This window comes from Leucobacter chironomi DSM 19883, from assembly GCF_000421845.1.
GTDB lineage: Bacteria > Actinomycetota > Actinomycetes > Actinomycetales > Microbacteriaceae > Leucobacter > Leucobacter chironomi.
Window position 1 is genome coordinate 54,378 of sequence record NZ_ATXU01000010.1, and the last position, 19,470, is coordinate 73,847.

Annotated in this window: 15 protein-coding genes and 1 pseudogene; 7 read left to right on the plus strand and 9 right to left on the minus strand. The window is 69.0% G+C overall.

Going from position 1 to position 19,470, the window contains the following annotated elements; translation table 11 throughout:
- Positions 1 to 85: 85 nt before the first annotated feature.
- From H629_RS0111580 to H629_RS0111590, 3 genes are read right to left on the minus strand one after another with little or no spacing between them, the layout of a single operon-like run.
- Positions 86 to 1,489 (minus strand): aldehyde dehydrogenase family protein, encoded by a 1,404-nt coding sequence (locus H629_RS0111580; RefSeq protein ID WP_024357418.1) that lies wholly within the window; start codon positions 1,487 to 1,489, stop codon positions 86 to 88.
- Positions 1,490 to 1,535: 46 nt separating this feature from the next.
- Entirely contained in the window at positions 1,536 to 1,835 is a 300-nt protein-coding gene (locus tag H629_RS0111585; protein WP_024357419.1) for a hypothetical protein, read from the minus strand.
- Entirely contained in the window at positions 1,832 to 3,160 is a 1,329-nt protein-coding gene (locus H629_RS0111590) for an inorganic phosphate transporter (protein WP_024357420.1), read from the minus strand. Before H629_RS0111590 ends, H629_RS0111585 begins: the two co-directional genes overlap by 4 nt.
- A 255-nt stretch (positions 3,161 to 3,415) precedes the next feature.
- On the opposite strand from H629_RS0111590, the gene H629_RS0111595 reads away from it, so the two are divergent.
- Positions 3,416 to 3,688: a mycoredoxin gene (locus H629_RS0111595; protein ID WP_024357421.1), complete on the plus strand. Its 273-nt coding sequence runs from the start codon at positions 3,416 to 3,418 to the stop codon at positions 3,686 to 3,688.
- Between the two features lie 134 nt (positions 3,689 to 3,822).
- Here the strand turns inward: H629_RS0111595 and H629_RS0111600 are convergent, their stop codons facing one another.
- The 5 genes from H629_RS0111600 to manA all read right to left on the minus strand — a co-directional run bounded on the left by H629_RS0111600 (position 3,823) and on the right by manA (position 10,328).
- Positions 3,823 to 4,860 (minus strand): 6-phosphofructokinase, encoded by a 1,038-nt coding sequence (locus tag H629_RS0111600; RefSeq protein ID WP_024357422.1) that lies wholly within the window; start codon positions 4,858 to 4,860, stop codon positions 3,823 to 3,825.
- A gap of 284 nt (positions 4,861 to 5,144) precedes the next feature.
- Positions 5,145 to 7,322: a DEAD/DEAH box helicase gene (locus H629_RS0111605; protein ID WP_024357423.1), complete on the minus strand. Its 2,178-nt coding sequence runs from the start codon at positions 7,320 to 7,322 to the stop codon at positions 5,145 to 5,147.
- A gap of 187 nt (positions 7,323 to 7,509) precedes the next feature.
- Entirely contained in the window at positions 7,510 to 8,457 is a 948-nt protein-coding gene (locus tag H629_RS0111610) for a bifunctional riboflavin kinase/FAD synthetase (protein WP_024357424.1), read from the minus strand.
- Positions 8,457 to 8,978 carry a hypothetical protein gene (locus H629_RS0111615; protein ID WP_024357425.1) on the minus strand — a complete coding sequence of 174 codons (522 nt, stop codon included), beginning with the start codon at positions 8,976 to 8,978 and terminating at the stop codon, positions 8,457 to 8,459. Before H629_RS0111615 ends, H629_RS0111610 begins: the two co-directional genes overlap by 1 nt.
- A gap of 36 nt (positions 8,979 to 9,014) precedes the next feature.
- Positions 9,015 to 10,328, minus strand: a complete 1,314-nt coding sequence (manA, locus tag H629_RS0111620) for a mannose-6-phosphate isomerase, class I (RefSeq protein WP_024357426.1) — start codon at positions 10,326 to 10,328, stop codon at positions 9,015 to 9,017.
- A gap of 48 nt (positions 10,329 to 10,376) precedes the next feature.
- Between manA and H629_RS0111625 the strand changes: the two genes are divergently transcribed.
- From H629_RS0111625 to H629_RS0111645, 5 genes are all read left to right on the plus strand, one after another.
- Complete coding sequence (locus H629_RS0111625) at positions 10,377 to 11,774, plus strand: O-antigen ligase family protein (protein WP_024357427.1); 1,398 nt, start codon at positions 10,377 to 10,379, stop codon at positions 11,772 to 11,774.
- A gap of 10 nt (positions 11,775 to 11,784) precedes the next feature.
- Complete coding sequence (locus tag H629_RS0111630; protein ID WP_024357428.1) at positions 11,785 to 12,135, plus strand: hypothetical protein; 351 nt, start codon at positions 11,785 to 11,787, stop codon at positions 12,133 to 12,135.
- Positions 12,136 to 12,187: 52 nt separating this feature from the next.
- Complete coding sequence (locus H629_RS0111635; RefSeq protein ID WP_024357429.1) at positions 12,188 to 14,365, plus strand: acyltransferase family protein; 2,178 nt, start codon at positions 12,188 to 12,190, stop codon at positions 14,363 to 14,365.
- A 137-nt stretch (positions 14,366 to 14,502) separates the two neighbouring features.
- Positions 14,503 to 15,384, plus strand: coding sequence for an ABC transporter permease (locus H629_RS0111640; RefSeq protein WP_024357430.1), 882 nt, complete (start codon positions 14,503 to 14,505; stop codon positions 15,382 to 15,384).
- Between the two features lie 10 nt (positions 15,385 to 15,394).
- Positions 15,395 to 16,156 carry an ABC transporter ATP-binding protein gene (locus H629_RS0111645; RefSeq protein ID WP_024357431.1) on the plus strand — a complete coding sequence of 254 codons (762 nt, stop codon included), beginning with the start codon at positions 15,395 to 15,397 and terminating at the stop codon, positions 16,154 to 16,156.
- A 149-nt stretch (positions 16,157 to 16,305) separates the two neighbouring features.
- On the opposite strand, the gene H629_RS0111650 is transcribed toward H629_RS0111645, so the two are convergent.
- Positions 16,306 to 18,207 carry a DUF4422 domain-containing protein gene (locus tag H629_RS0111650; protein ID WP_024357432.1) on the minus strand — a complete coding sequence of 634 codons (1,902 nt, stop codon included), beginning with the start codon at positions 18,205 to 18,207 and terminating at the stop codon, positions 16,306 to 16,308.
- 77 nt (positions 18,208 to 18,284) lie between these two features.
- Between H629_RS0111650 and H629_RS15740 the strand changes: the two are divergent.
- A pseudogene (locus H629_RS15740) lies at positions 18,285 to 19,343 on the plus strand (acyltransferase family protein); the annotation flags it as partial.
- Between the last annotated feature and the right edge of the window lie 127 nt (positions 19,344 to 19,470).

The window sequence follows — 19,470 nt, forward strand, 5'->3', positions numbered from 1 at the left end:
GATGCGTGCCGGCCATATGTTCGCGCGGTGCATCGCGTGCGGTGCCGCGGCGCGCCGCCGGGTGCCGCGAGCGGGTGTGCCGCGGCTACAGGAGCTTGCGCAGCCAGCGGCGCACGAGCGCATCCTTCTGCGGCGTGAACGGCGGCATGATCGTCGCGCCGAGCGTGTCGGGGGCGAGCGGTTTCGAGAGCACCGCCTTCTCGTGGCTGAACACGCGGAACGAACGCTCGCCGTGATAGGCGCCCATGCCGCTCTCGCCGACCCCGCCGAAGGGCAGCTCGGGCACCACGAGGTGCAGCACCGGCACCCCGAAGCTCAGGGCGCCCGAGCTGGTCTCGCGCTCCCAGCGCTCGCGCACCGACGCCGAATCGCTGAACACATACGCCGCGAGCGGCTTGTCGCGGGCAGTGACCAGGGAGAGCGCGTCGTCGAGGTCGGCGACCTCGACGAGCGGCAGGATCGGGCCGAAGATCTCGTCGCGCATCACCGCCGAGTCGCGCTCGGCGCCGACCAGCACCGTCGGTTCGAAGAAGCGGCCGGCCTCATCGTGCCCGCCTCCCACCAGCGCCTCGCCGTCGTCGAGGTAGCCGACCAATCGCGCGAACTGGGCATCGTTCACGATGCGTCCGTAGTCGGGGTTGCGCTGCGGGGCGCTGCCGTAGAGATCGTGGATCGCCTCGGCGAGCAACGGACCGAGCTCCCGCAGCGCCCGCGCGCTGCCGAGCACGTAGTCGGGGGCCACGCAGGTCTGCCCGGCGTTCATGAACTTGCCCCACGCGATGCGCTTCGCGGCCTCCGCCAGGTCGACCGTGTCGTCGACGTAGACGGGAGACTTGCCGCCGAGTTCGAGCGTGACGGGGGTGAGGTGCTCGGCGGCCGCACGGGCCACGATGCGGCCCACGCGCCCGTTGCCGGTGTAGAAGATGTGGTCGAAGCGCTCTTCGAGCAGCGCCGTGGTCTGCGGCACGCCGCCCTCGACGACGGCCACGGCTCGCCGGTCGAGCGCGTCCGGCACGATGCTCGCGATGAGCCGAGAAGTGGCCGGGGCGAGTTCGCTCGGCTTGACGACCACCGCGTTGCCGGCCGCGATCGCGCCGATCACGGGCGAGAGCGCGAGCATCAGGGGGTAGTTCCACGGCGCGATGACGAGCACGACGCCGAGCGGCTCGGGCACGACCCGCGCCGAGGCCGGCTGCGCTGCGAGCGGCACCGCGACGCGACGCGACCGCATCCAGCCGTGCAGGCGGGCGAGCGCGTGGTCGATCTCGGAGACCAGGAAACCGATCTCGGTGAGCTGCGCCTCCGTCCCCGACTTGCCGAGGTCATCGTGCAGCGCGCGCTCGAAGTCGTCGCCGCGCTCCACCAGCAGCGCCCGCAGCCGCCGCAGCATCTCGCGCCGCCACGCCTCGGGGCGGGTGATACCGCGCTCGAAGCCGTGTCGCAGCCCCGCCACGACGCCGGGAATCCGATCCACCTGGGTCTCGCTCATGCGCCCAGGCTACTCCCGTGCGCCGAGGCGCGGCGGGGAGCGCCGATCACCAGAAGTGCAACGCCGGAATGATCAGGAAGATGCCGACGAGCACCGCGAGCGCCGACAGCGTGAAGCAGACGTTGGCGGCCACGGTCGCCCAGCGGGGTCGGCCGATGTCGTCGACGTCGTCGTCCTCGTCGTCGCGGGACGGCCCCTCCGGCTCGAAGCTGCCATCCGTGCCGCGCACCCGGGGCGCTGGTGTCGCGAGGAAGCGGATCCCGAGCGAGTACAGGGCCACCACGAACACGGCCGAGAACAGTGCCGCCGCGAAGACGATCAGAAACGCCATCCAGTCGATGCTCATCGCTCTTCCTTCCGGGTCTCGTCGGCGCGCTGTTCGGCGACCTCTGCCGCAGCGGCCTCCTTCGCGGCCTTCGCCGCCTCGCGCGCCGCGATGTCGTCGCGCACGGCCGACTGCGCGACAGGGGTGAGCGGCGGGATCGAGCCGGTGTGCGTCTTGATCTTCTTGACCTTGCCCTTCTTCACGCGCACCGCGTAGCCGGCCTCGGCGACGTCGGGCACCGGGATCGCGTTCGAGTGGTCGACGCGGTTGCGGCGCGAGCGCCAGAAGATGAAGAGGATGAAGCCGAAGCCCAGCACCGCATCGATGACGATGCCGACGGGGCCGATGTGCGCGATGAGCGCCGCCACCGCCGCCACGATGCCCGACGCGGGCAGCGTGAAGAGCCAGCCGAGGCTGATGCGGCCGACCGCGCGCCAGCGCACGCTGGAGCCGCGGCGCCCGAGGCCGGAGCCGATCACCGAGCCCGAGGCGACCTGCGTGGTCGACAGCGCGAAACCGAGGTGGCTCGAAGCGAGGATCGTCGCCGCCGTGCTGGTCTCGGCCGCGAAGCCCTGCGCCGGCTTCACCTGGGTGAGGCCCGAGCCGAGCGTGCGGATGATGCGCCAGCCGCCCGAGTAGGTGCCGAGCGCGATCGCGAGCGCGCAGGCGGTGATCACCCAGAGGTGCGGGCCCGTGCCGGGATCCTGCAGGTTCGCCGCGACGAGCGTCAGCGTGATGACGCCCATCGTCTTCTGCGCGTCGTTCGTGCCGTGGGCCAGCGCGATCAGCGACGAGGAGGCGATCTGCGCGTAGCGGAAGCGGCCGCGGCCGTCCTTCTTGCCGTCGTGACGGCGCGTGATCGCGTAGGCCACTCGGGTCGCGGTGAAGGCGACGATGCCGGCGGTGAGCGGCGCGGCGAGCATCGGCAGGAGGATCTTCGAGAGGAAGACGCCGCCGTTGACCGAGGAGATGCCCGCACCGACGATGGCGGCGCCGATGAGACCGCCGAAGAGCGCGTGGGACGAGCTCGACGGGAGCCCGTAGAGCCAGGTCAGCAGGTTCCAGACGATGGCGCCGATGAGGCCGGCGAAGATCATCTCGGGGGTGATGAGCACCCCGCCGTCGCCCTCGTTGATGAGGCCGCCCGAGATCGTCTTGGCCACCTCCGTCGAGAGGAACGCGCCCACGAGGTTGAGGATCGCGGCGAGCAGCACCGCGGTCTTCGGCTTCAGGGCCCCCGTGGCGATGGGCGTCGCCATCGCGTTGGCGGTGTCGTGAAAGCCGTTCGTGAAGTCGAAGAAGAGTGCCAGCACGATGACCAGCAGCACGATGAGAGTGAGTTCCACCGGCGTCTTTCGTTCGGGAGCATGTGGTGCTTGGATCACCCGCGAAGACACCCGGTGTTCACAGTTCTCTCCGCGGACACCGGCACACCGCGCGCGCCGTACATATGGTTTCACCTCGCTCTGCACAGGTCAAGCCGAGGGCCGAAGTTCACCGTCCGTTCACCTGGCGTTCGGAAGAGGCGGCGAAGACGCCCGGTGGGCTCGGAGGCGGCACGGGTAGGCTGAGCGCAGGATCGCATCCCGAGGAGTGAACGCATGACCGCAGCACTGACCGACTTCGTGCCCGAGACGGGCTCCATCACCATGTTCTCGACGGAGTGGTGCGGCTACTGCAAGCGGCTCAAGCTGATGCTCGACAAGACGGGCATCGGCTACACCGAGGTCGACATCGAACGCACTCCGGGCACCCCCGAGCTCGTCGAGCAGGTCAACGGCGGCAACCAGACCGTGCCGACGGTCGTCTACCCCGACGGCACCACGGCCACGAACCCGTCGCTCGCCGACGTCAAGGCCGCGCTCGGGCTGTAGCTCGACGCTCCAGCTGAGCAACGGATCGGGCTCGGCCGTTGCAAACGTTTCTTCGGGGTTCACCGATGTTTCGGCTCACGAGCCCGGATCCGCCCCGAAACATCGCCCTGCCCCGAAGAAACGAAACGGGCGCGCTACCCGAAGTTGAGGCGCGCCTCCTCGTAACGGGATGCGGGCACTGTTTTCAGCCTGCCGATCGCCGCCTCCAGCGGCACCATCTCGATGCGGTCGCCGTGCAGGCCCGCCATAGTGCCCCAGTGCCCCGCCAGCACCGCGTCGGCTGCGGCGATACCCGTGCGGGTGGCGAGCACCCTGTCGAATGCGGTGGGCGATCCGCCCCGCTGCACATGACCCAGCACGGTGGCGCGCGTCTCGATGCCCGTGCGCTGCTCGATGAGCGGGGCGAGCACCTCGGCGACGCCTCCCAGCCGCGGCCGTCCGAACTCGTCGAGTCCCGAGCGGGTGACCGCGTGCTCGGTGCCCTCGAGGCGGAAGCCCTCGGCGACCACCACGAGCGAGGAGCGGCCGCGATCGCGCACGCTCAGCACCCACTCCCCGATCTGCTCGATCGACTCGGGGAACTCCGGGATCAGCGACACCTGCGCGCCCGCCGCCATGCCGGCGTGCAGCGCGATCCACCCCGCATCGCGGCCCATCACCTCGAGTACCATGCAGCGCCGGTGCGACTCCCCCGTGGTGCGCAGCCTGTCGATCGCCTCGGAGGCGATCGACACGGCGGTGTCGAAGCCGAAGGTGTAGTCGGTGCCGCCGAGATCGTTGTCGATGGTCTTGGGCAGCCCGATGGCGGGCACGCCGCCCCGGTCGAGCAGACTCGCGACCGTCTGGGTGCCGTTGCCGCCGATCAGCAGGAAGCCGTCGAGGCCGTACGCCGCGACGCGTTCCCGCACCGCTCGCAGGCCCGCCACCGGGTCGCTGTCCTTCGGGAACGGGGGCACGCGGCTCGTGCCGAGCATCACCCCGCCGAGCGGCGACAGCCCGCGCACCGCGGGGCGGTCGAGCGGGATCCAGTCGCCCTCGTGGAAGCCGCGCCAGCCGTCCATGAAGCCGATCATCTCGAAGCCGTGCACGTCCACTCCGCGCAGCACCGCGCCGCGGATCGCCGCGTTCATGCCGGGGCTGTCGCCGCCTGAGCAGAGCACACCGATGCGCATGTGGGGTCTCCCTCGTCTCGACAACCGCGCAGCGGGAGCGAGCCCGCCTCCCACCAGACTAGCGATGGCGGGAATGCGGCCGACAGATCAGATCCGGCCAGATTCGGAACGGAATCGGCCAGCGGCCCCGGCCCCACCCCGGCTCCCCAGCTCGACCCGAGACCGCAGTTCAAGCAGTGGATCACAGCTCAGGCGGAGGTTCTACGTCAAAACCTCAGTCTGAGCTGCGATCCACTGTCTGAGCGAAGCCCCGCAACAGGAAGCAACGGCCACGGGCTCGAGCCTCAGGCCAGCGCCCGCTCCAGCACGCCGATGAGCGCGAGCAACTGCACCGAATCGGCGTCCTCGACCGGCGCCGCGGCACCGTCGAGCGCCCGCGCCGCGAGCCCCGCCTTGCCGTCGATCAGCTCCGCGATCTTCGCATCGATCGTCTGCGCGGCCACGATGCGCCACGCGGTGACGGGCTCCTCCTGGCCGATGCGGTGCACGCGGTCGATCGCCTGCGTCTGCTCGGCGTCGGTCCAGCTGAGCTCGGCCAGCACCACGTTCGACGAGGCCTGCAGGTTGACGCCCACGCCGGCCGCCGTGAGCGAGCAGACCGCCACCGAGATCTCGGGATCCTTGTTGAACGCGTCGATCTGCTCCTGGCGGAACGTCGCCGTCTGATCGCCGCGGATCGACACCGTGCGCAGGCCGGCCTCGGCCAGCTGCGCCTCGGCCCGATCCATCACGTCGATGTGCTTCGCGAAGAACACGACCTTGCCCACCGAGCGCGCGAGCTGCGCGGTGTAATCGGCCGCGAGCCCGGCCTTGGCCTGGCCGATCTGACGCACCATCGTGAAGACGTTGGTGCCGTCGGCCGAGGCGTTCGATTCCTCGAGCTCCTGCGCGCAGACCATGCGGATGATCGCCTCGTCCGAGAGCTTCGCGCCCAGCTTGCCGCCCTTGACGGCGGTGAAGCGGTCGACAAGCTTGCGGGCGAGCTTCGCCTCGGCATCGCGGATGCCGCGACCCAGTTCGTCGTCGAGCTCGACCGGGAGGTCGACCACGCGCTTGGCCGGCAGATCGGCGGCGACGTCGATCTTGCGGCGGCGCACGATGCCCATGTCGACGACGCTCTGCCTGGCCTCCGGGTAGAAGGCGGGGTCGGCGGGCGTCCAGCCGTTGCTCTCGAGGCTGGCCATGAGCTCGGGGCCGGGCTTCTCGGCGTCGATCCAGCCGAGGAAGCGCCAGATCGCGCGGAAGTCGTCGATGTCGTTGATGAGCGGGGTGCCCGTGAGCGCGACGAGCAGCGGCGAGGCGCCCGGCGTGCGCTCGCGGATGCTCTCGGCGATGGCGAGCACGTTGCGGGAGCGCTGCGACTGCACGTTCTTGATCATGTGCGCCTCATCGACGACCATGCCCTTGAAGCCGAAGCGCGAGATCCAGCTCAGGTGACGGTCAAGGATCTCGTAGTTCACCACGAACACGTCGGCGAAGGCGTCGATGTCCTGGCCGTCGCCGTGGATCACGGTGACGCGGCGCTGCGGCGTCCACCGCTCGACCTCGCGCGCCCAGTTCATCTTCACGACGTTGGGCACCACGACGAGCAGCGGATACGCCTCGGCCACGGAGGCGGCCAGCACCGACTGGGCGGTCTTGCCGAGGCCGGGCTCGTCGGCCAGCAGGAAGCTGCGGTGCCCGTCGCGCACGCTCGCGAGGAACCGCGCCTGGTGCGGCATGAGCTCGCGCCCGGCAGGGGCGAGGCGGTCGGGCACCGGGGGATCCGGCAGCTCCATGCATGCGGATCCGCCGCCGCCCTGCTCGAACGACTTGAGCAGCGGGCCCAGCAGCTCCCAGTTCGCGAGCCGCACCACGGGGGTGGGCTTGCGCGGCGGTGTGAGGTCGGGTGCGAGGAAGGGGTTGGCGAGCATGCGGGATTCGATGCCCGCGGGCTCGACCTGGCGCTCGGCGAGCTCGGGCGGCACGAAGGCCTGCGCGGGCTCGGCCTTGCCGGGCTCCTCCTCGGGCAGCTCGACGCCGGCCTGAGTGAGCATCTTGCGCTTGAGCAGACGGGTCGCCTCGGTGATGGGCGCGGCCGGCTCGAGCAGGGTGATGAGGCTCGTGTCGCGCGCGGCGGTCTTCGCGAGGATCGCCGCGACGCCGTCGAGCCGCTTCAGCGTCTCCGCGCGCTCCGACTCGCTCACGTTCTCGTCGGTCTTGACCCGGGCGCGCTCCTCGCGCATGAGCAGCGCGATCACGTGGAACTTGGTGCGGCCGGCGGGCGAGGCTTTGCCGCGCTGGGCCGAGGCCTCCACCTCGCGCACCGCACGCGCGAGCAGCGGGATGATGCCCTCGTTGTGCGTGTGCTTGCGGCGAGCGCCGCCACGCTGCTGGCCGCCCTTCTGGGCGCGGGAAGACTTCGGCGTGCGCTCGGCTGCGTTCTTCGCAACGGGCTGACGCTCGGCAGTGGTGAGTGCCAATGGATCTCCTGATCGGCGTGGTGCGGGCACCGGCCTGCATGCCGGAACCCCGGTCGCACGCGGATTCAGAGCCTGACCTCATGCGCGGCATGGGGCTCGAGAACGCTTCGCGGGTCGCGACCGTAGCTCGATCCTACCACCCGCAGCCGGTCACACCCCTGCTTGATTTCTGGAAAGCGGCGGCCGATCAGCGCGCGAGCATCTCGCGGGTGCGCGTCACATCGGCGCGCATCTGCTCCAGCAGCGCTTCGAGGGAGTCGTAGCGCTCCATGCCGCGCAGGCGGTGCGCGAAGCGCACCTCGATCCGCTGCCCGTACAGTTCTCCCGAGAAGTCGAGCAGGAAGGCCTCGACCCGCGAGCGGCCCTCGGGAGTGAAGGTGGGATTGTTGCCCACCGAGATCGCGGCGGGACGCGGATCGGCCTCGCCGTCTCCGATCACCACCCAGCCCGCGTAGACGCCGTCGGCGGGCACGAGCCCTTCGATCTCACCGCCGACGTTCGCCGTGGGGAACCCGATCTCACGACCCCGCGCGTCACCGTGCACCACCTCGCCGCGCACGACGGGCGCACGACCCAGCATCGATGCGGCCGCGTCGACGTCGCCCGCGAGCACCGCGTCGCGCACGCGCGAGGACGACGCCTGCCCCGCACCGCCCGCGGCGACGAGATCGAGCTGCTGCGCGGTGAAGCCGTAGCGCTCCCCCAGGGCTTCGAGCAGCGCACCGTCGCCCGCGCCTCCGGCGCCGAAGCGGAAGTTGGCGCCCATGATGACGTGCCGCGCGCGCAGCCCGCCGATCAGCACGTCACGCACGAAGTCGTCGGCCGGGATCGCGGCCACGGTCTCGTCGAAGTCGATCATCACGCAGTCGTCGACGCCGGCCCCCGCAAAGCCCTCGAGGCGCTGCGCGCGGCTCATGAGCGGTTGCGGGCAGCGCTCGGGGCGCAGCAGGCTGAGGGGGTTGTTGGCGAAGGTGAGCACGACCGCGGGATGCCCGGCCGCGCGCGCGCCCTCGACGAGGGTGCGCAGGATCGCCTGATGCCCCAGGTGCAGACCATCGAACTTGCCGATCGCGACGCTGCTGCCCTCCGGATAGTCGGCGGGCCTGATCGCGTCGAGATCGGTGATGACGCGCATCAGGCCGCTCCCGCTCCGCCCGCAGCGGATCCGGAGCCCCGCCCCGAACCGCGCAGCCACAGCAGCCCCAGCACGGGCAGCACGAGGGGGATGAAGACGTAGCCCATGCCGAACTGCGACCAGACCGACGGGTGCGCGAAGAGCTGCGGGGCTACGAGACTGAGCGTGCCGACGATGAGCACCCCCGCAAGCTCGAACACGAGCGCGCACCATGCCACGACGCGCCACGTCCGGCCGGTATCGGCGGTCCCGGCGGCGCTCGCAGCGCGCCCGCCCCGGCGCACGCTCTTCACGAGCGCGACCGTCGCGACGATGTAGACGACGCCGGCGAGCGCCGACAGCGCGTAGGCGATCGGGGCCTCATCGAACTTCGTGAGGATCTGGTAGACCGAGCGGAAGGTCGCCGCGACCGCCAGCACGAGGTAGACGGCGATCAGCACCTTGCCGAGGCCGCCGAGCCGATCCGTCGTGCTCGTCGCTGCGGCGGCTGACTGTTCACTGCTGGACCCGGGGTTCGACACGACGCCCAGCTTACCCGCGCCCGCCGGGGGCGACGCTCAGCCGCCGACCGTCGCGAGAAACACCTCGCCATGACCGGTGAGCCGGATCGGGTCGCCCGCCGAGACGTAGAGCGACTGCCCGCGCCTCGCCGAGGCGACCTCGGAGAGCCCGTGCTCGCCCTCGGCCCGGCGCTCGACGCGCACCCGACCGGCGGTCACCATGAGCACGAGCGGATGCCTCGCGGGCATCTCCACGGCCGGCGCGCTGTCGGCCGGCGCGTTCCCGCCGGCGCTCTGCTCGGGATCGCAGAGCCTGGCGCGCAGCAGCGCGAAGTCGGGCACATCGGGCCGCCAGGCCACGAGACCGCGCGCCACCCGCTCGCCCGCGAACCGCGGCTCGGCGATCTCGTCGGTGTCGACGACCCGGCAGAGCTCGGCGATATCGATGTGCTTCGGGGTGAGGCCGGCGCGCAGCACGTTGTCCGACGACGCCATCACCTCGACCGCGATGCCGCTCAGGTAGGCGTGCAGCTGACGAGCGCGCAGGTAGAGCGCCTCGCCGGGGGCGAGCCTGACGAGGTGCAGCAGCACGGAGACGAGCACACCGGGGTCGCCCGGGTGCGCGCTCACGAGGGCGCGCAGCGCGACGGCGCGGCCCTGTTCGATGCGCGGATCGGCCTCGCGCACCGGCCCGGCCGCGGCCGGCCCCGGCCCAGCGCCCTCCGCGCACGGCACCGCCGCCGAGATGCCGTCGAGGGCGCGCGCGACGACCGGGTCGCCGCTGAACACCCACTCGAGAAAAGCCCGCCGCAACGCCCCGGGATCCGCGCCCCGCAACCGCTCCTCGACCTGCTCGAGCGCCGCAGCCCCCGCCGCAGCCCCCGCCCTGCGGGCCGCCGCAGCCAGCAGCAGCAGCTCACGGCGAGCCTCGGCGAGCGGGCGGAAGCCGCTCAACGCCGTCACCTCACTGAGCGCGACCAGCAGCTCCGGCTTGTGATTCGGATCGCCGTAGTTGCGGTGGGGGGCCTCCCTCGGCACCCCGGCGGCCTCCTCGGCCGCGTAGCCCGCCGCCGCCTGCTCGAGATCCGGGTGCACCTGCAACGAGAGCGGCGCACCGATCGCGAGCACCTTCAGCAGAAACGGCAGCGATCCGCCGTCGACGCCGTAGCGGTCGGGGTCGCTCTCGACGAGATCGATGAGGGTGCGCGCCCCGGCCGAGGCCTTCGCGACGTGCGCGGGGCTGCCCGGGTGCGTGCCGAGCCAGAGCTCGGCCTGGGGTTCTCCCGTGGGGGCGAGCCCCAGCATGTCGGGCAGGGCGTCCTTCGACCCCCACGCGTATGCGCGCGGGGTGTTCTCGATGAAGATCAGCACGCCACTCCTCATGCCGCCACGGAGGTCCAATGCTCTACCATACCGACTATGGCGCAGAGCAGAACCCGACTCGGCGTGAGCGCATACGCGATCGGCGTGTTCGTGCTCACCCTCGGCAGCAACGGCGTGCGCAACGTCGTCGGCTGGTGGGGCTTCCTCGCGCTGGCGATCGCGCTCACCGCGGTCGGCGTCGTGCTGTTCGTGCGCGAGAAGCCGGCGCGCTTCCGCTGGTACCGCCTGCCCGCGCCCCTCTACTGGTTCCTGGCGCTCGCCGTGCTGTCGATCGCGTGGTCGCAGTACCGCTTCGAGAGCGTGCTCGGCGTGCTCGCGCAGCTCGCGACGACACTGCTCGCGGTCGTGCTCGCCTTCGTGCTGACCTGGCACGAAGTGCTGCGCACACTCGGCACGGCGCTGCGGTACCTGATCGGGTTGTCGCTGGTGTTCGAACTGGGGGTGTCGCTGTTCATGCGCGAGCCCGTGTTCCAGAACTTCCTGGTGTTCGTCGAGGTGCCCGAGGAGGGCAAGCCGTCGAAGCTGCTCTACTGGAGCCGCGACCTGCTGTTCTCGGGCGGCCCCATCCAGGGGCTCGTCGCCAGTTCGGTGCTGCTCGGCTTCCTCGCCCTGCTCGGCCTGATCGTGTTCGGCATCCAGCTGCGGGCGGGCCTCGTGCGCCCCTTCGCCGGCTGGTTCTGGGTGCTCGTCTCCGCGGCGACCCTGCTGCTGACCCGGGGCGCGACCGTCTGGGTCGCGCTCGTCGCCGTCGCCGTCGCGCTCGCGCTCGCGCTGTGGGCCCGGCGACTGGGTCCGGAACGGCGGGTGCCGCTCTACGCGACCGGCGGCGCGCTGATCGCCGTCGCCGTCGCGGCCGTGCTGTTCGCGCGCGACTTCGTCTTCGGCCTGCTCGGCAAGAGCGGCGACATGACGGGCCGGCTGGAGACCTGGGAGGCCGTGATCGGGCTCGCCGAACAGCGCCCCTGGTTCGGCTGGGGCTGGGTGAGCTACTGGGCGCCGTGGGCCGAACCCTTCAAGTCGCTCGACACGAAGGCCGGCCTGCCGGTGATGAGCGCGCACAACGCCTGGCTCGACGTGTGGCTGCAGCTCGGCATCGTCGGAGTGCTCGCCCTCGCGCCGCTCGTCGTGCTCACCGTGTGGCGCGTCTGGTTCCGCGCGGTGGATCCGCCCCGGCGCGGCTTCGGCCCCCCGCTGCCGTACGCCACGAGCGCGCTCTGGCCGTTCCTCGTGATGGTGGCGCTGGTGGTGCAGTCGTTCACCGAGAGCCGCCTGCTCATCGAAGGCAACTGGGTGCTGCTCGTGCTGCTGGCCGTCAAGTCCCGCTTCGACTTCGAACTGCCCTCGCAGGACGCCGAGCCGACCGCGCTGCCGTGGCGCCGGGTGCCGATCCCCCGTCGCACGGGCGCCATCGAACTCCCATCCCGTCGGCGGTGACACCGTGAACATGACCACGGAGCGCCTGCTGCGGTTGCGAGCCGACGCGCGGATCGAACGCGACACGATGATGGAGCATCGCGTGCGGGATGGCGAGGATCCGGCGATCGCCTACGCCGAGGTGCCCGAGGTCGACGACCTGGTGGTGCTGGCCCTGCGCGATGAAATGCTCGAGGATCGCGGGCAGCTCGCCGAGTTCGGGCTGGCGCGCCTCGCGGCGCGCTCCGGCGGTCCGGATGCGCAGGAGCACCGGCGCAACGCGGATCGCGTGGAGTTCGAGCTGCTGCGAGAGATCGCGGCGTCGGCGCCGATGCTCACGGCCGCGGTCTGGCGCGCGAGCGGCGACCTCGACGTCGCCTGAGCCGGGTTCCCGCACTCGGGCCTGCTCCGCCCGTACCATAGGATTCTCTAATGTGACGCCAGCCCGCAAGAACCGCGCCGACATCCAAGCGCTGCGCGGTATCGCCGTGCTGCTCGTGGTGGTCAACCACGTCTGGGCGATGCGCTTGCCGGGCGGCTACGTGGGAGTCGACGTCTTCTTCGTGATCTCTGGCTTCCTCATCACCGCGCATCTGCTGGGCGAGATTACGCGCTCCGGGCGCGTGTCGCTGCCGGCGTTCTACGCGAGACGGGCGCGCCGGCTGCTGCCGGCCGCGCTCACGGTGACGCTCGCGTCACTCACCGCTTCGCTCATCTGGCTGCCCGCGGACCGGTGGGAGCGGATCGGGCGCGAGGCCTTCGGCGCGAGCGCCTATTTCCTGAACTGGCTGCTCGCCGCGAGTTCGGTCGACTACTCGGCGCAGTCGGAAGCCGCGACACCCGTACAGCACTACTGGTCGCTGTCGGTGGAGGAGCAGTTCTACCTGCTGTGGCCGCTCACCATACTCGCGATCGTGTGGCTCATCATGAGACACCGACGCCGGTTCGACGCCTCGATCAGCATGAGCGCGACCGTGCTCGGCTCGCGCCGCGGACTGGCGGCCGCGTTCCTCACGATCGCGGTGGCGTCGTTCGCGTTCTCGGTGTTCTCCACCGAGGTCGCCCGCAGCGCAGCGTACTTCAACACCTTCGGGAGGGTGTGGGAGTTCGCACTGGGCGGGCTGCTCGCGGTGACCAGTTCGGCGCTCGGGCGGCGCTTCGCCGCCGCGAGTGCAGGAATCGGCGCGGTGCGCAGTGTCGCTCAGTTGATCGGGTACGCTGCGATCGCCGGGGCGGCTCTCAGCTTCGATTCGCAGACCGCGTTCCCCGGCCCCTGGGCACTGCTGCCCGCCGCGGGCACCGCCCTTGTTATCGCGGCGGGGCCAGAGACTCCGCGCTGGTCGCCGGTCCGGCTACTCGCCTGGCGCCCCATCCAGTACACGGGCGACATCTCGTACTCGCTGTACCTCTGGCACTGGCCGGTGATCGTGATCACCCCGTTCGTGCTGGCCCACGAGTTGCGCTTCATCGACAGGATCGCCGTCGTCGCACTGAGCTTCGGGCTCGCCGCCCTCACCAAGCACTTCATCGAGGATCCCGGACGGACACGATGGCTCGTCAACGCTCGCCCGCGCATGAGCCTGTTCGCGGCAGCCGGATCCATCGCCGTCGTCGGCGCGCTCGTCGTGGGGCTCGGAGTCGTCACCGACCGCATCGCCCAGGCCCAGAGCGCAACGGCTCGAACCCTTGCGGACTCCGAATGCTTCGGGGCTGCCGCACTCGAAGCCGGAGCGCCATGCCCCGATCCCTTCGGACCGGCGATACTCCCTGCTCACGGCTCGGGAGAAGCACCGTGGGACGAAGACCGAAAAGCGTGCTCCTTGGCTCCGGATGATCGTCAGATTCTCGTCAAAGGTTCTCCCGCCGTCGTGAACTGCGATTTCTCCCGCGACAGCGTTGATCCTCTCAAGGTGTGGCTCGTCGGGGACTCGCACGCGGAGCACTGGAAGGCCACCGTCTATGCGGTGGCAGAGAAGAACAACTGGGTCTTCAGCAGTTCGTTGCACGGGGGCTGCCCGACCCTGCATGCGCCTCTGACCGAGTTCCAGACCATCCCGACCGAACGCGTCAAGCAGGATGCCTGCCTGAGCTGGGGAGACGAAGTCTCCGAAGCGATCCTCAGCGACATTCCCGATCTGGTCCTCGTCTCGAACTTCGCCGCTGCGGAGACGGTGGACGACGGAAGCGGTGCCCCGCAACTCGAACAGCTCACGGCCGCCGCCCGCGAGCGCTTCGGGGCCTGGAATGCAGCGGGTGCTTCTGTGGTGGTGATCCGTGACGTGCCGACGGCCGGCGCGACGCTCGGCGCCGAATGCGTCGCTCTGTACGGTGAGATTTCGAACGGCTGCGTTGCGCCGGAATCCGATGTCCTGCCGCAGGACCCGCAGGCAGACAGTACACGAGCACTCGGCCTCCCCGGGGTGACCGTGCTCGACCTCAGCGACCAATTCTGTGTCAACGGGACATGTTCCGGCGTGATCGGAGGAGTGCCGGTCTTCTTCGACAGCGACCATCTCTCACGCAGCTATGCGCGGACTCTCGCTCCAGTCTTCGCAACCCGTCTGAGTGAACTACTTCGCCTCCCAATGATTTCGCCCCAGCAGCACGGATAGAACGGCCGCACTACACTGCCCGCACGACATGGAACTCCGCGTCTGGGCAGAGCTCTCGCACTCGTTTGCTAGAATCGACCGGTCTTCTCGGCGACATGAGCGGCTCGCGAGTGCGTCGTGGAATATGAGGAGGAAACGTGGCAGATCGCACGTTAGCGGGGGGTGCTGCGGCTCCCATCGGATTCAGCACTCCCGGTCAGGGCAAGGGGCTGCTCGAAGTCTTCGAGTGGCGCTACCTGCTGCGGCTGCTGGTGCGCAAGGAGACCTCCACGCGCTACCGCAACTCGGTGCTCGGTTGGCTGTGGTCGTATGTGCGCCCGGCCGCTCAGTTCTTGATCTTCTACCTGGTGCTCGGCGTCTTCCTGCAGATGGCGCGCGGGGTCGAGAACTTCGCGATGTACATGTTCACCGGCATTATCCTGATGAACTTCTTCAGCGAAGGCTTCGGCAACGCCACCCGCTCGCTCGTCGACAACGCCCACCTGGTGCGCAAGATCTACATGCCGCGCGAGCTGTTCCCGGTCTCCGCGGTGTTCGTCTCGTTCATCCACTTCCTGCCCCAGGTCGCGGTGCTCATCATCGCCGCGGTCCTCTTCGGGTGGCTGCCGACCTTCGCGTCGATCGGTGCGGCCGTGCTCGCGGTGCTGCTCGCGGGCTTCGGCGCCCTGGGCCTGGGCCTGTTCTTCGGATCGCTCAACGTCGCGTTCCGCGACGCACAGAACATCGTCGATCTGATCCTCATGGTGGCGATCTGGGCGTCGCCCGTGCTGTACCCCTGGGAGATGGTGGCCGCTCAACTGCCGGACTGGGCCATGTGGATCTATCAGTGCAACCCGCTCACCGCCTCGGTGGAGCTCATGCACCTCGCATTCTGGGATCCCGTCTCGCCGAACGCCCACGCCATGCCTGAGAACTTCTGGACCACCGTGGGAATCGCAAGTGTCATCACCCTCATCGGCGTGGTCATCGGACAGTTCGTGTTCCGCAAGATCGAGCCGCGCTTCGCGCAGGATCTCTAAGGAGCATCGCATGACCACCCAGTCGCACACCCACTCGTCGGCCATCATCGCGGAGCACGTCTCCAAGCACTTCTCCCTGAAGCACACCCACTCCATGAAGGAAGCGTTCATCGGGTGGACGAAGGGCAAGAAGCTGCGCACCGACTTCACGGCGCTGAACGACCTCAGCTTCACCGTCGAGGAGGGCGAGTCCGTCGCGCTGCTCGGCTACAACGGCTCCGGCAAGTCGACCATGCTGAAGATCCTGGCCGGCGTGATGCCGCCTGACGAGGGGCGCGTGCTCACCCGGGGTCGGGTCGCCGGCCTCATCGAAGTGGGTGCGGGCTTCCACCCCGACCTCACCGGCCGCGAGAACGTCTACCTCAACGCGGCGATCCTCGGCATGCAAGAGAAGGAGATCGACGCAGTCTTCGAGGAGATCGTCGACTTCGCAGAGATCCGGGAGTTCCTCGACCAGGAGGTGAAGTACTACTCCTCGGGCATGTTCATGCGGCTCGCGTTCTCCGTCGCGATCCACGTCGAGCTCGACATCCTGCTGGTCGACGAGATCCTGTCCGTGGGCGACGCGCCCTTCCGCAAGAAATGCCGCCTCAAGTTCGAGGAGATGATCGCCGCGAACAAGACCATGATCGTGGTGAGCCACGACATGGAGCTCGTGCAGGAGCTCTGCGGTCGCGGCATCGTCATCAAGCGCGGCAAGAAACTGTTCGACGGCCCGGTGGATCAGGCGATCGAGTTCCTCGGCTCCGAGGCGTACGCCACCGCCGAGTAGGACGATGCCCCCACCGGCTGCGGCGTGAGCCGCGCTGATGGGGGCATCGTGCTGTTTGCGCGCCTTCTGCGCCGGGCGACGAGACCGCGCTCGCGCGCGTACCCGCCGCCCACTCGCCGGAGGCGAGCCCCGTGGCCGGGTCAGGCAGACTAGGGGCGGACCTTGTAGAGCAGGAAGCGCGACCCCTTCGCCACGGCGGTGACAGGCTTGCGCTGCAGCGAACCCGTCGGCGCCACCACCTCGACGGCGCGGCGCAGCTTGCGGGCGATCCGCGTTCGGATCCTGCCGAGTGCGGGCCCGACGACCGGGCGTGTCTGACTCGACGCCCACACCGACATGCGGCTGAGGATCAGCTCGTAGAATGAACTGCGGCGGGCGATCCGCCAATACTCGGTGGCGAAGTCGCTGTCCGCGCGCATCCAGGGCTTGATGTTACCACCGTAGTGGATGATGTACGGATTGGTGCGCGACGCCATGTAGGCGTCGTAGATCGCGACGGGCGCCTTCGAGATCACGTCCTTGATGCGCGAGTACTCGCGGTCGTAGAGCACGTTCCACTTGAGATCGAGGTACTTCACCCGTCCCTGCGCGACATGGTTCAGGATGTCCTGATCCATGTAGTGCCAGTTCTCCGAGGCCGCAACCTCGAGGAGATCGGCGACGGAGAAGGCCTTGCGCATCTCGGTGAGGTTGAACAGGATGACCCCGGCCTGGAAGTAGCGGTAGGGGTCGCTCAGCTGCACCGTCTCGTCGATGTACTGGCGCATCTCCGGGTGAACGGTGTTCTCGGCTTCGACGGCGGTGCTGTTGTACACGCCGGCCATGTCGACGTCCTGGCAGGCTGCCAGCAGGTACCCCTCAACATCCTCGTTGAACACCTCGGCGATATCGCGCTTCACGATCATGTCGCCGTCGAGGTAAAGCACCTTGTCGTACTCGGGCATGACCTCTTGGATGAAGAGCCGGAAGTAGGTCTCGATCGAGATGTGCCACTTGGTCTCGAGCCAGTGCAGCTCCGAGATGCGCCCCGACATGTCGCAGAAGCGCAGGCTGATGTTGTCGTGCGCCGCGAGCTCGCCGATGAGCAGGCACTGGTTCTGCGGGGTGATGTCCCGGTGGAAGACCGCGATGTCGTAGAAGTGGTCGGACGACGCCGTCTCGGCGACCGAACCGAGCAGCGTCGACACGTAGGGCACGTAGTAGTTGTCGGCGGCGAGCACCACCGAGATCGCCTCGGGCTTGAGCGGTTCGAGTTCGCGCACCGGCTCGGTGTTCTCGAAGTAGGCGATCTGCAGTTCCTTCACGCGGTACTTGCCGGTCGCGATGGCGTAGTGGATGAACACGTTGGTGAGGCGCTCGGCCAGGAACCCGGTGACGCGGTACTGCTGCGGGTTGTAGCCGGAGATGTCGTTGTTCGCCTCGAACGCCCCCAGCACGTCGAAGATGTACTCGCAGTACTCCTCGAACAGCTCCTTCCGCATGATGAACATGTTGCAGAAGTAGACCTTGGTGCCGTGCAGCGCCGAGAGGTGAGGAGCGATCTTCGGGTGGTTCCTCTCGATGTGCTCCATGCAGTAGTCGAGATCGGCGATGTAGTGCTCGGTCTTGTACTGCTCGTAGATCGAGGCGTCGCCTGAGGCGAGCTGCGTGTCGTCCTGACGGGGCACGATCAGGTCGTTCGCCTCGATCACCGAGCGCATCGCCTCCTCGTCGAGCCCGATCTTCTCGAGGGCTCCGGGGATGCTGGGGTAGGCGCGCCCCGGGTAGGAGTCGGCGGGATCATCGGGCGCGAACGAGAGGTAGCGCCGGTAGTGGAACAGACCGTAGTAGTCGGCATCCAGATTCTTCCAGGCCCAGTAGACCGCGGTGAGTTCGCAATACGACCGGTTGCGGTCCGAGATGCTGTCGCCCTGGTCGTCGTAGTACGCCATGTCGTCGAGCCGTCGGCCGGCAAGCGCGGCGCCGACCTGGATCGGCTTGATCAGGTCGTTGTCCGGGACGAACGCCGGTTTGTGGACGACGTTGAGAATCTCGATGTTCGGTTTAGTCATATCGCTTTCCAGTGTATCTGACAGTCCACGGAACACCCCGACCCTGCCCGCCCGCGATAGTAGACTTGCTGCTCATTGTGAGCAACACGAAGCACTTCCGCACCGACATCCAGGCGCTGCGCACCATCGCAGTCCTCGCCGTGGTGATCTACCATCTGTGGCCGGGCCGTCTCACCGGCGGTTTCATGGGCGTCGACGTGTTCTTCGTGATCTCGGGATACCTCATGACGCGCTCGATCGTGCGCAGCGTCCAGGGCTCGCTCGACTCCCCGCACCGGCTCCGCAGCTCCGTCAACTTCCTCGCCGAGTTCTACGCGCGCCGCATCAAGCGGCTCGTGCCGGCAGCGGCGACGACGCTGGCAGCGATCCTCCTGCTCGTGTGGCTCACCGGCAAACTCGACCTCATCGCCACGACCGCGAAGCAGGTCGCGGCAGCGGCAGTCTTCGGCCAGAACCTGTACCTCGCGCACGAGTCCGTGGACTACCTCGCGGCAGCCACGCCCCCGACCGCGGTGCAGCACTTCTGAAGCCTCTCGCTCGAGGAGCAGTTCTACCTGGCCTGGCCGCTACTGCTGCTGATCCTCTCCCTGCTCACGGTGCACCTCACCGTCACCCGCAAGGGCGTGACGGTGCCGGGGGCGCTGTGGCCGACCGCGGCACTCGTCGCCCTGTTCTTCTTCTACGGCTACGGGCTCACCCAGTCGAATCCGGCAGCCGCCTACTTCGTCACCTTCGCGCGCGTCTGGGAGCTGCTGCTCGGGGCGGTGCTCGTCTTCGTGCCGACGATCACCCAGCCCGCGCTGCGCCTGCTGCTGCCATGGCTGGGCGCAGCCATGATCGGATACGCGCTCATCAGGTGGGACGGCACAGGATTCCCCGGCTGGCACGCGCTCGTACCAGTGGTCGGCACCGCATTCGTGATCCTCGGCGGCGTCTCGCCCGAGCAGTCCCGATTCTCCTTCGGTCAGGTGCTGCGCTACCGCCCCATCCAGTGGGTCGGCGACATCTCCTACTCGCTGTACCTGTGGCACTGGCCGCTCATCGTGCTCGTTCCCGTGCTCCTCACGATGAACATCGACGGCGAGCATCGGGTGCCGCTCAAGCTCGGCATCCTCGCGGCGTCGTTCGTGATCGCCTGGCTGTCGTACCGCTTCGTCGAGCAGCCGGCCCAGAAGAACCGGTTCGGCAAGCGCCGGGTGTACTCCCTCTTCGCGCTCGTCACCGTCGTCATCTTCACAGCGGGCGTGGCCTCGGCGCAGCACG